At 70.6% G+C, this 11,888-nt stretch carries 10 protein-coding genes; 4 read left to right on the forward strand and 6 right to left on the reverse strand.

Annotation, left to right across the window (positions count from 1 at the left end; all coding sequences use genetic code 11):
* Nucleotides 1-31: 31 nt before the first annotated feature.
* The 6 genes from C667_RS14755 to metK all read right to left on the reverse strand — a co-directional run bounded on the left by C667_RS14755 (nucleotide 32) and on the right by metK (nucleotide 7,967).
* Nucleotides 32-2,089, reverse strand: coding sequence for a TonB-dependent receptor plug domain-containing protein (locus C667_RS14755; protein ID WP_004367399.1), 2,058 nt, complete (start codon nucleotides 2,087-2,089; stop codon nucleotides 32-34).
* Nucleotides 2,090-2,227: 138 nt separating this feature from the next.
* Nucleotides 2,228-3,061, reverse strand: a complete 834-nt coding sequence (metF, locus tag C667_RS14760; protein ID WP_004367401.1) for a methylenetetrahydrofolate reductase [NAD(P)H] — start codon at nucleotides 3,059-3,061, stop codon at nucleotides 2,228-2,230.
* The gene (locus tag C667_RS14765) at nucleotides 3,058-3,915 is read right to left on the reverse strand and encodes a TlyA family RNA methyltransferase (RefSeq protein WP_039921704.1); all 858 of its coding nucleotides are present in this window, start codon (nucleotides 3,913-3,915) and stop codon (nucleotides 3,058-3,060) included. Before C667_RS14765 ends, metF begins: the two co-directional genes overlap by 4 nt.
* Before the next feature lie 122 nt (nucleotides 3,916-4,037).
* Complete coding sequence (ahcY, locus tag C667_RS14770; protein ID WP_004367406.1) at nucleotides 4,038-5,453, reverse strand: adenosylhomocysteinase; 1,416 nt, start codon at nucleotides 5,451-5,453, stop codon at nucleotides 4,038-4,040.
* Between the two features lie 264 nt (nucleotides 5,454-5,717).
* Nucleotides 5,718-6,791, reverse strand: a complete 1,074-nt coding sequence (locus C667_RS14775; RefSeq protein WP_039921705.1) for a calcium/sodium antiporter — start codon at nucleotides 6,789-6,791, stop codon at nucleotides 5,718-5,720.
* A gap of 12 nt (nucleotides 6,792-6,803) precedes the next feature.
* Nucleotides 6,804-7,967, reverse strand: coding sequence for a methionine adenosyltransferase (metK, locus tag C667_RS14780; protein ID WP_004367410.1), 1,164 nt, complete (start codon nucleotides 7,965-7,967; stop codon nucleotides 6,804-6,806).
* 248 nt (nucleotides 7,968-8,215) lie between these two features.
* Here metK and C667_RS14785 point away from each other — a divergent pair, with 248 nt between their 5' ends.
* From C667_RS14785 to C667_RS14800, 4 genes are all read left to right on the forward strand, one after another.
* Nucleotides 8,216-9,202: a lysophospholipid acyltransferase family protein gene (locus C667_RS14785; RefSeq protein WP_004367412.1), complete on the forward strand. Its 987-nt coding sequence runs from the start codon at nucleotides 8,216-8,218 to the stop codon at nucleotides 9,200-9,202.
* Nucleotides 9,199-10,071: a lysophospholipid acyltransferase family protein gene (locus C667_RS14790; RefSeq protein WP_004367414.1), complete on the forward strand. Its 873-nt coding sequence runs from the start codon at nucleotides 9,199-9,201 to the stop codon at nucleotides 10,069-10,071. The genes C667_RS14785 and C667_RS14790 overlap by 4 nt, the downstream gene beginning before the upstream one ends.
* Nucleotides 10,072-10,088: 17 nt before the next feature.
* Nucleotides 10,089-10,922, forward strand: coding sequence for a diaminopimelate epimerase (dapF, locus tag C667_RS14795; protein ID WP_004367416.1), 834 nt, complete (start codon nucleotides 10,089-10,091; stop codon nucleotides 10,920-10,922).
* Nucleotides 10,923-11,060: 138 nt separating this feature from the next.
* On the forward strand, nucleotides 11,061-11,711 hold the full coding sequence (locus tag C667_RS14800; RefSeq protein ID WP_004367418.1) for a DUF484 family protein: 651 nt from the start codon (nucleotides 11,061-11,063) through the stop codon (nucleotides 11,709-11,711).
* The last annotated feature ends 177 nt before the right edge of the window (nucleotides 11,712-11,888 follow it).

The raw sequence follows: 11,888 nt of genomic DNA on the forward strand, positions 1-11,888 counted from the left end.
GGCGGTGGGTGGGTGGGCGGGACATGCTGGATCAGAACCGGTAGTCGAACTTCAGCCGCAGGCTGCGGCCGTCCTGGTCGAGGCGGTCCATGGTGTGGATCGGCGCGCCGGCGCTCGGGTGCGCGTAGGCCTGGTCGAACAGGTTCAGCACGCTCAGCGACACCTCGGCGCCAGGGATCCAGCGGTCGGCCACCAGGTGCAGGTTCGACAGCCAGAACGCGTCGACCGCGTTGTCCGCGGGGCTGCGGCGCTTGCCGTCGTAGGCCAGCTCCACGCCCAGCCGCAGCGGCAGCGTCGGCAGCGGGGTGGAGAAGTTCACCCGGGCGAGCACGCGCGGCGAGTTCTCGACACGGTCGCCGGCGTCATCGGTGGCGTGCTGGAAGGAGACGTTGCCGCGCAGGCGGGCGCCGTTGCGCCAGGTGCGGTCGGCGGAGAGCTCCAGGCCGCGGCTCTCCACGCTGCCGACGGCCTGGTACTGGCCGACCCCGTCCGCGTCGGCGACCAGGTTGATCAGGTCGCCGATCTTCCAGCGGTACAGCGAGGCGCGCAGGTGCAGCTCGGCCGACGCGCGGTGGTCGAGGACCAGCTCGGTGGTGTCGACGACCTCGCCACCGAGGCTCGGGTTGGCGCGCTGGTAGGCCTCGAGCGTACCGTCGTCGGCGAGGTAGGCCTCGTCGTAGTAGAGCTGGTAGGCATTGGGCGCGCGGTGGGCGCGGCCGTAGAGCAGCTTGAGCGTGTTGCGTGCGCTGGCGTTCCAGATCAGGCCGACGCGCGGGCTGAGCTTGGTGCCGGTGATGTCGTTGTGGTCGGCGCGCAGGCCGAGCGTGCTGGCGAAGTGCTCGCCGAGGCGCCATTCGTCCTGCACGAAGACGCCGGCGCGGTAGCCGCTGCGGCGGTCGCGCAGGATGGGGCCGATGCCGGGGTAGACGATGTTCTGGTCGATGCGCTGGTTGTGCTGGTATTCCGCGCCCACCAGCAGGGTGTGATCTGCGAGTGCGGTCGACACGAGCTGCAACTCGACGCCGTGCCAGGTCGTGGAGGCCGGGTAGTCGTAGGCCTCGCCGTCGTACATCAGGGTGCTCTCGTAGCGGTAGTCGCCGACGAAGGCGCGCGCCGACAGCGACAGGGTGTCGGAGAGTGCGGCGCCGTAGCCGAGGTGGGCGACGGTGTAGCGGTCGCCCTGGAAGGTGCCCGAGGCGAAGGTGTCGGTGCCGAACACGCCGGTGGGGTCGTCCTTGCGGCGGTCGCCGTGGGCGAGCCCGAAGGACCACGGCCCGCGGCGCGCGCTGAGGTTGAACTCCTGGTCGCGCTCGCCGTCCTGGCCGCGCACGAGGCCGCGTTCGCCGGTGCCGAAGTCCATCCACAGGTCGTCGCCGTCGCTGCGCAGGGTCGCCGCGGACAGCATCAGCTCGAGCTCGTCGTCGAGGCGCTTGCCCCAGCTCACGCGCGCCTTGCGCGTGGCCTGCGGCCACTGCCACGAGGCCGAGAACTCGCCGCCGTCGAGCGCCGCGCCCTTGCGCGTGATCACGTTGACCACGCCGAACATGGCGTTCTGGCCATACACCGCGCCGCCCGGGCCGGGGATGAATTCGATGCGCTCGACCAGATCCATGTCGAGCGGCAGCATGCGGCCGAAGGGGGCGCCGTCGTACATGGGCTCGTTGACGCGCACGCCGTCGATGGTGACCAGCACGCGGGTCATGTAGTCGCCGGCGAGGCCGAAGCCGCGCACGCCCACATAGGAATACTGGCGGTCGTAGGTGGTGTGGACGCCGGGCAGGGTGGCGAGCGCCTCGTCGAGCGTGCGCCAGCCGAAGCTGCGGATCTCGTCGCGGGTGATCACGGTGACGGCGGCGGCGACGCGGTCCTGCGTCTGCTCGTATTTGGAGGCGCCGACCACCGGCACGGCCATCAACTGCTCGAGGCTGAGGTCGGCGAGCTCTTCTGCCTGCGCGGCCGGCGCCAAAAGCAGCGCGCAGCTCAGCAGCAGCCGGCTCGGCGTGCGCAGGGCCGGGGGGCGGGAAGGGTCGATGCGCCGAGCCCGGCCGATGCCGCGGGCAGGGCCGGAAGAGGGGGTTGTGAAGCGCATGGTGGCGGGTCCGTGCCGCCGGCATGCAGCGGGCGGCCGAGAGTGGCTGATCGGTAGACCGAATCTACGGCCCGCGCGCCCCCGGCTTGAGCTACAAAAGTCACAGCCGCCGCGAAAAGCCGCGCCGGGTTGCCCGGATCAGGTCGTCAGCCCCAGCCGCCTGCAGATCTCGGTGGTCGGGCCCGCCATGTTCATGCTATAGAAATGCAGGCCGGGCGCGCCCGCGGCGAGCAGCTTCTCGCACAGGTCGGTGACCACGTCGAGGCCGAAGGCGCGGATGGCGTCGCTGTCGTCGCCGTAGCTCTCGAAGGTCTTGCGCATCCAGCGCGGGATCTCGGCGCCGCAGGCGTCCGAGAAGCGCGCCAGCTTGCTGAAGCTGCCGATCGGCATGATGCCGGGCACGATCGGCACGTCGACGCCCATCTTGCGCACCGCATCGACGAAGTGGAGGTAGGCGTCGAGGTTGTAGAAGTACTGGGTGATCGCCGAGTCGGCGCCGGCGTCGACCTTGCGCTTGAAGGCGGCGAGGTCGTCCCTGGGGCTGCGTGCCTGGGGGTGCCACTCGGGGTAGGCGGCGACCTCGATGTGGAAGCGCCCGCCGGTCTCGGCGCGGATGAACTCGACGAGCTCGTTGGCGTAGCGGAACTCGCCCGCCGCGCCCGCGCCCGAGGGCAGGTCGCCGCGCAGCGCGACGATGCGGCGGATGCCTGCGTCGGCGTATTCCTGCAGGATCTCGCGGATGCTGTCGCGCGACGAGCCCACGCAGGACAGGTGCGGCGCGGCCTCGTGGCCGGCGGCGGCGATCTCCTTCACGGTGCTGAAGGTGCGCTCTCGGGTGGAGCCGCCGGCGCCGTAGGTCACCGAGAAGAAGGCCGGCTTCAGTGCGGCGAGCTTCTCCCGGGTGGCGTGCAGCTTGTCGGCGCCCTCGGCGGTGGTGGGCGGGAAGAACTCGATGGAGATTTCGGGTTTCATGATTCGCTTGGGTGGGTGTCGCCGCCCGGCCTGCGGATGGCGTGGAAGAAGAATTCACGGTTGCCGTCGCCGCCGGTGATCGGCGAGTCGAACCAGTCGAGGATGACCAGTCCGGCGGCGTCCGCGGCGATGCGCAGGCGGGCCTCGACCTCGGCGTAGCGCGCCGGGTCGCGCACGATGCCGCCCTTGCCCAGGCCTTGCGGGCCGACTTCGAACTGCGGCTTGACCAGCGCCAGCACGTGGCCGGCGGGCGCGAGCAGCGCGGCCCACTGCGGCAGCAGCAGGGCGAGCGAGATGAAGCTGGCGTCGCACACCAGCAGGTCGAAGCCCTGCGGCGGGGCGTGCTCGCCGAGGTCGGCGGCGCCGAGCTGGCGGGCGTTGAGGCCTTCGAAGGTGACGCAGCGGCCGTCGGCGCGCAGGCGCGGATGGAGCTGGTCGTGGCCGACCTCCACCCCGACCACCCGGGCCGCGCCGGCCTGCAGCAGGCAGTCGGTGAAGCCGCCGGTGGACTGGCCGATGTCGAGGCAGATCGCGACGCGCACGTCCAGCCCGCTGCGCGCGAGCGCGCCTTCGAGCTTGAGCGCGCCGCGCGAGACGAAGCGGTCGCTGTCGGCGGGTGTCACCGCCAGGCACGCGTCGGGCGGCAATTCGAGCGCCGGCTTGGCGACCGGCTGGCCCTCGTGGCTCACCCGCCCGGCCTCGATCAGCCCCCGCGCCGCAGTGCGCGAGGCCGCCAGCCCCTGCGCCACCAGCAGCTGGTCCACGCGCAGCAGGCCGTGGCGGTCCGCCGGGCCCTTGCCCTGCGCAGCCGGCCGCGGCTTGCCCTGGCGGGCGTGGAAGGAGTTCATTGACATGGCGTGAGGGGTGAGGCGTGAGGTGTGAGGGGTGAGGCGTCAGACGTAAGGAGTCAGGCGTGAAGAGCCCCCGGCGGGCGCGCCGGGAGGCGCTCCTGCCGGGGGTTGTGCCGCTTCCGCGATCAGTAGCGGTACGAGTCGGTCTTGTACGGGCCTTGCTTGGGCACGCCGATGTAGGCGGCCTGCGCGTCGGTGAGCTCGGTGAGCTGCACGTTGAGCTTCTTCAGCTGCAGGCGGGCGACCTTTTCGTCGAGGTGCTTGGGCAGGGTATACACGCCCACCGGGTAGTCGGCCGTGCGGGTGAACAGCTCGATCTGCGCGATGGTCTGGTTGGCGAAGGAGCTCGACATCACGTAGCTCGGGTGGCCGGTGGCGCAGCCGAGGTTCACCAGGCGGCCCTTGGCGAGCAGGATGATGCGCTTGCCGTCCGGGAAGATCACGTGATCGACCTGCGGCTTGATCTCCTCCCACTCGTAGCCTTCGATGCCGGCGACGTCGATCTCGTTGTCGAAGTGGCCGATGTTGCACACGATGGCCTGGTCCTTCATCTTCGCCATGTGGTCGTGGGTGATCACGTGGTAGTTGCCGGTGGCGGTGACGAAGATGTCGGCCTTGTCGGCGGCGTACTCCATGGTCACCACGCGGTAGCCTTCCATGGCTGCCTGCAGCGCGCAGATCGGATCGACCTCGGTCACCCACACCTGGGCCGACAGTGCGCGCAGGGCCTGGGCCGAGCCCTTGCCCACGTCGCCGTAGCCGGCCACCACCGCGACCTTGCCGGCCACCATCACGTCGGTGGCGCGCTTGATGCCGTCGACCAGCGATTCGCGGCAGCCGTAGAGGTTGTCGAACTTCGACTTGGTCACCGAATCGTTGACGTTGATCGCCGGGAACTTGAGCTCGCCGCGCGCGTGCATCTGGTACAGGCGGTGCACGCCGGTGGTGGTCTCCTCGGTCACGCCCTTGACCTGCGCGAGGCGGGTCGAGTACCAGGTCGGGTCCTGCGCGAGCTTGGCCTTGATCGCGGCGAAGAGGATGGTCTCCTCTTCCGAGCCCGGCTTGGCCAGCACCGAGAGGTCCTGCTCCGCGCGCGCGCCCAGGTGCAGCAGCAGCGTGGCGTCGCCGCCGTCGTCGAGGATCATGTTGCTGTAACCACCGTCCGACCACTCGAAGATGCGGTGGGTATAGTCCCAGTAGTCGGTCAGCGACTCACCCTTGACCGCGAACACCGGGATGCCGTCGGCGGCGATTGCCGCGGCGGCGTGGTCCTGGGTCGAGAAGATGTTGCACGAGGCCCAGCGCACCTGGGCGCCGAGCGCGGTCAGCGTCTCGATCAGCACCGCGGTCTGGATGGTCATGTGCAGCGAGCCGGTGATGCGCGCGCCTTTCAGGGGCTGGCTGGCGGCGTATTCCTCGCGGATCGCCATCAGGCCGGGCATCTCGGTCTCGGCGATGCGGATTTCCTTGCGGCCCCAGGCGGCGAGCGCGAGATCGGCGACGACGTAGTCGGTGAAGTGAGTGTCAGCCACAGCGTTCATGGGAAGCTCCATGCTATGGCCGGGCAGAACGTGGGGGAGGGCAGCGCGCGGCGCTGCTGGGGGCTCACCCGACATCCCGAACCCGGCAGGGTTGAAGATGATTCGCAGGTGAGCGCCGTTGTGCTGCAACCCGCCGGAGGGCGGGGTCCGAGCCTGGGGGCCGCGGCCGGCAGGGCCGGCGGGCGCCTCGCAGCGCTCCTCGGAAAACGTTCGAAGTATAGCAAAGCCGCGCCCGGGTGGGCGCGGCTCGTCGCCGGATCGCGCCTATGCGCGCCGGCCGTTGCTGCGCACGATGCTGACGACAATGGTGATCACGGTGATCGGCATCACGTAGCCGAGCATGATCCCCGAGAACGCCGGCAGGCTGGCGTGCTGCTGCGCCTGCAGCACCAGCCAGGCGGTGTAGGCGGCGTAATAGGCGAGGAACACGACCCCTTCCCAGCGCGCGATCTCGCGCCCGGTGATCATGATCGGCAGGCAGGCGAAGGCCACCGCCAGCATCACCCACAGGTCGAAGTTGCGCGCCGCCTCCGACACCGGCAGGCCGACGCCCGAGGCGATGCCGGCGGCGCCGAGCACGGCGAGGATGTTGAACACGTTGCTGCCCACCACGTTGCCCACCGCGATGTCGCGCTGGCCGCGCATGGCGGCGACGATCGAGGTGGCGATCTCGGGCATCGAGGTGCCGACCGCGACCACCGTGAGGCCGATCACCAGGTCGCTGACGCCGAAGGCGCGCGCGAAGGCGACCGCCGAATCCACTAGCCAGTCGGCGCCGACCACCAGCATCGCCAGGCCGCCCACGATCAGGCCGACCTGCACCGCCCAGTGGCGGTCCCAGGTGGAGGTGGGGATCTCGGTCTCGAACTCGTCCTGCACGTGCTTCGAGGCGCGCCGCGACTGCACGACCAGGAAGACCGTGTACGCGATCACCAGGCCGAACAGCGCGATCGACTCCAGCAGGCCGATGTTGCCGTCGAGCGCCATCACCACGAGCAGGGCCGAGGCCCCGATCATGATCGGGATCTCCTGGCGGATGATCTGCTCGTCGACCAGCAGCGGCGTGATCAGCGCCGAGATGCCGAGGATCAGCAGCACGTTGGCGATGTTGCTGCCGACGACGTTGCCGATCGCGAGGTCGGGGCTGCCGGCCAGCGCCGAGCCCACCGACACCGCCATCTCGGGCGCGCTGGTGCCGAAGGCGACCACCGTGAGGCCCACCACCAGCGGCGACACGCCGAAGGACACGGCCAGCCGCGAGGCGCCGCGCACCAGCACGTCGGCGCCGACGACCAGCACCGCCAGGCCGGCGAGGAACATGAGGACTTGCTGGAGCATGGAGTCCCCCGCTTACAGCCCGGCGTCGGCGCGCAGCGCGGCGGCCTTGTCGGTCTGCTCCCAGGTGAAGCCCGGCTCGTCGCGGCCGAAGTGGCCGTAGGCTGCGGTGCGGGAGTAGATCGGGCGCAGCAGGTCGAGCGTCTGGATGATCGCCTTCGGGCGCAGGTCGAAGTGGCGGCCGATGAGCTCGACGATCTTCGCGTCGGCGATGCGGCCGGTGCCGAAGGTGTTGACCATCAGCGACACCGGGCGCGCCACGCCGATCGCGTAGGCCACCTGCACCTCGCACTTGTCGGCGAGGCCCGCGGCGACCACGTTCTTGGCGACGTAGCGGCCCGCGTAGGCGGCCGAGCGGTCCACCTTGGACGGGTCCTTGCCCGAGAACGCGCCGCCGCCGTGGTGGGCCGCGCCGCCGTAGGTGTCGACGATGATCTTGCGCCCGGTGAGGCCGCAGTCGCCGTGCGGCCCGCCGACCACGAAGCGGCCGGTGGGGTTCACCAGGTAGCGCACCTCACCCTGCATCAGCTCGGGCGGCAGCACCGGCTTGATGATCAGCTCGATCACCGCCTCGCGGATCTGCTCCTGCGTCACGTCCGGGTCGTGCTGGGTGGACACCACCACGGTGTCGATCGCCACCGGCTTGCCGTCGACGTACTTGACCGTGAGCTGGCTCTTGGCGTCCGGGCGCAGCCAGGGCAGGCGGCCGTCCTTGCGCACCTCGGCCTGGCGCTGCATGACGCGGTGGGCGTAGTGGATCGGCAGCGGCATCAGGCTGTCGGTCTCGTTGGTGGCGTAGCCGAACATCAGGCCCTGGTCGCCGGCGCCCTGGTCGAGCGGGTCGTCGTTGGCGTTGTCCACGCCCTGGGCGATGTCGGGCGACTGGCGGTTGATCGCCGCCAGCACCGCGCAGCTCTTGTAGTCGAAGCCGATGTCGGAGTTGTCGTAGCCGATGCGGCGGATCACGTCCTGCGCGATCTCGCGGTAGTTGGGGTGGGCGGTGGTGGTGATCTCGCCCGAGATCACCACCAGGCCGGTGGACACCAGGGTCTCGCAGGCGACGCGCGCCTTGGGGTCTTCAGCGAGGATGGCGTCGAGCACGCCATCGGAGACCTGGTCGGCGACCTTGTCGGGATGGCCTTCGGAGACCGATTCGGAGGTGAAGAGGAATTCAGCCATTTGTACTGCTCCCTGGAAAACAAAAATCCCCGTTGCGATGGCCTTGCGTCTGCGGCCAGCTCCGGGGATTTCGTCGAGCAGCCGACGCTTTAGCAGTACTTGTTTCGGACGGCGCCGCGGCCGTCCCACCGCCCTGCAAGTTGTCGAGTTAACTCGGCGGTGGAGCCGCGATTATAGACCGGGACGCCCGGCTGTGTAAGCATTCGGCACTGAAGCCGGTTCCGGCATCCACATCGGATCTCTCCCTGGTGCTGTCGCAAAGCCTATTCCGCCTGCTCTCCCGCCTGCCCCTGTCCTGGCTGCATCGCCTCGGTGGCTGGGCGGGCTGGCTGACCTACAAGACCTCGCCGTCCTACGCCCGCCGCCTGCGCGAGAACCTCTTCAACGCGCTCGGTCGCGAGGACGAGGCGGTGCTGCGCGCGGCCATCGTCGAGGCCGGCCGCCAGGCGCTCGAGCTGCCCTTCATCTGGGGGCGGCCGGCGGCGGAGGTGGTGGCGAGCGCGGTGCGCACCGAGGGCTGGGAGCTGGTCGAGGCGGCGCGCGCCGAGGGCGCGGGCATCCTCTTCATCACCCCGCACCTGGGCTGCTTCGAGATCACCGCGCAGTGCATCGCGGCGCAGATTCCGATCACCGTGCTCTATCGCCCGCCGCGCAAGGAGGTGCTGCAGCCGCTGATGGAGGCGGGGCGTGCGCGCGGGCAGATGCGCACCGCGCCGGCCGACCTGTCCGGGGTGCGCAAGCTGGTCAAGACCCTGCGCAGCCACGAGGCGGTGGGCATGCTGCCCGACCAGGTGCCGGGCGCGGGCGAGGGCGTGTGGGCGCCCTTCTTCGGCAAGCCGGCGTGGACCATGACGCTGGCCGCGCGCCTGGCGGCGGTGAAGGGCGTGCGCGTGATCTACACCTGGGCCGAGCGTCTGCCGCGCGGCGAGGGCTACGTGTTCCGCCTGCAGGCGCCCACCGAGCCGCTCACCGGCGACCTCGACACCGACGTCGCGGTCATCAACCGCGAGGTCGAGCGCATGATCCTGCAGTGCCCGCAGCAGTACCTGTGGGGCTACAACCGCTACAAGGGGCCGCGGCGCGGGCGCAATGACGCGGCCCCGGAGGCCCCGGAGGACACGCCGGGTGATGCGGCGGTGCGTGCCGATGGCGTGGCGGCAGGGGGCAGCCCGGCGACCTCCCCGGTCCGCGCCGCGGCCGATGCCGACGGCGCCGCTGCGGAGCGCCGCGCATGAGCCGCATCATCGTCGCGCTGATCTGGCTGCTGCACTTTCTGCCCTTGTCGATCCTGGCTCCGATCGGCAGCGGCTTCGGCCGCCTGCTGTACTGGGTGATCGTGCCGCGGCGCAAGGTCGTGCTGATCAATCTGCGCCTGTGCTTTCCCGAACTCTCCGAGGCCGAACGCTGCGCGCTGGCCAAGCGCCACTTCGCGGTGACCGGGCGCAGCATGCTCGAGCGCGGCCTGGCGTGGTGGGCGAGCGCCGAGCGCCTGCGCGCCACGGTGCGCATCGACGGCCTCGAACACCTGCAGGCGCTCAAGGCGGCAGGGCGCCCGGTGCTGCTGCTGGTGCCGCACTTCGTCGGGCTCGACATGGCGGGCACGCGGCTGTCGCTCGAAGGCGATTTCGTCAGCGTGTACTCGCCGCAGAAGGACAAGGTGATCGACCGCTGGCTGCATCATGGCCGCAGCCGCTTCAACGACCAGCTGCTGCTTTCGCGCCACGACGGCGTGCGCGCGACGGTGAAGGCGATGAAATCCGGTCGTCCGCTCTATTACCTGCCCGACCTCGACTACGGCCGCAAGGAATCCATCTTCGTGCCCTTCTTCGGCGTGCAGGCGGCCACCATCACTGGCCTGCCGCGCCTGGCGCGGCTCGCGGGTGCGACAGTCGTCCCCTGTGTGGTGCGCATGAAGCCCGGTGGAGAGGGCTATGTGCTCGATCTCGGCGCGCCCTGGGCGGACTATCCTTCGGACGACGTCGAGGCCGACACCCGGCGCATGAACGCCTGGCTCGAGGGCGTCGTGCGCACCATGCCCGAGCAGTACTACTGGGTGCACCGCCGCTTCAAGACCCGGCCCGAGGGCGAGCCGCGGATCTACTGAAACACTGGGACAGCAAGATGAAACTGCGCTTCACCAAGATGCACGGCCTGGGCAACGACTTCGTCGTCATCGACGCCACGCGCGCGCCGGTCGACCTGAGTCCGGCGCGGGTCAAGGCGATCGCCGACCGCCACTTCGGCGTCGGCTGCGACCAGCTGCTGGTGGTCGAGCCTGCGTCCCGCCCGGATGTCGATTTCCGCTACCGCATCTTCAACGCCGACGGCGGCGAGGTCGAGCAGTGCGGCAACGGCGCGCGCTGCTTCGTGCGCTTCGTGCATGAAAGGGGGCTCACCGACAAGGCCGAGATCCGCGTCGAGACCCGGTCCGGGATCATCGCGCCGCGGCTGCGCGCGGACGGCCTGGTCACGGTGGACATGGGCGTGCCCGAGCTTGCGCCGGTGAAAGTGCCCTTCGTGTCCGATTCGGACGCGGTCGTGCAGCCGCTGCAGGTGGGCGACGACACGGTGGCGATCACCGCGGTGTCGATGGGCAACCCGCACGCGGTGCAGGTGGTCGCCGACGTCGATGCCGCGCCGGTGGCCGAGCAGGGCGCGGCGATCGAGCGCCACGCGCGCTTCCCGGCGCGGGTCAATGCCGGCTTCCTGCAGGTGGTGGATGCGCACGAGGTGCGCCTGCGCGTGTTCGAGCGCGGCGCCGGCGAGACCCTGGCCTGCGGCACCGGTGCCTGCGCGGCGGTGGTCGCGGGCATCCTGCGCGGCCTGCTGGAGACGCCGGTGCGGGTGCATACCCGCGGCGGCGAGCTGGAGATCGCCTGGGCCGGCCCGGGCACGCCGGTGCGCATGACCGGGCCGGCGGTGACGGTTTTCGAGGGCGAGATGGTGCTCGCCTGAGCCTGGACTTTGCCGGACCGGATGCGATGCGCCGTTGCGGCATCGCGCCGGACCGCCTGTGGCCGACCGCAGCGGACGCGGCGGCCATCCACGAACGATCGACGCGGGGCGCTGGGCGCCCCGCCTGGAGCAGCATCGATGAACGCCGAAGACGTCGCGCGCTACCTGCGCGAACACCCCGATTTCCTCAATCAGCATCACGAGCTCTTCAGCGAGCTCACCGTGCCGCACCCGCAGCATGGCGGCCAGGCGATCTCGCTCGCCGAGCGCCAGCTGCATGCGCTGCGCGACAAGATCCGCGCGCTCGAGCTCAAGCTCGCCGAGCTGATCCGCTTCGGCGAGGAGAACGACGACATCAGCACCAAGGTGCACCGCCTGTCGGTCGCGCTGCTGCAGGCGGGTTCGGCCGCCGCGGTGCGCCAGGGGCTGGTCGACAACCTGCGCGACGACTTCGCCGTGCCGCACGTCAGCCTCTTGCTGTGGGGCGAGACCGAGAGCGACGGGGTGGTGCGCACCGAGGCCTTCGGCGTCGGCGAGGCGGCGCGCCGCCAGGTCGAGAACCTGCGCCACCCCTGGTGCGGGGCGCCCGAGAGCATCGAGATGACGAGCTGGTTCGGCGAGGCTGCGCCGCACATCCGCTCGCTCGCGCTGATGCCGCTGCGCAGCGGCGGCCACTGCATCGGCCTGCTCGCACTCGGCAGCGCCGAGGCCGAGCGCTTCTACGCCGGCATGGGCACGCTCTACCTCGGCCGCATCGCCGACCTCGCCGCAGCGGCGCTCGCGGGCTGAAGCCGATGAGCGCGCCTGCGCGGGTGCCTGCGGGGATTCGTCCTCCCTCGGGGCGGCGCTCGCGGCGCGACGCGAGGGGCGTTCGGTGAGCCCGCGGCGCGCCGGCGGCTGCGTTGCCGATACGCCGGCGGCGCTGCCCGAGCGCATGCAGGCCTGGCTGGACTGGCTCGCCCCCCC

The sequence above is a fragment of the Thauera phenylacetica B4P genome, assembly GCF_000310225.1.
Lineage (GTDB): Bacteria > Pseudomonadota > Gammaproteobacteria > Burkholderiales > Rhodocyclaceae > Thauera > Thauera phenylacetica.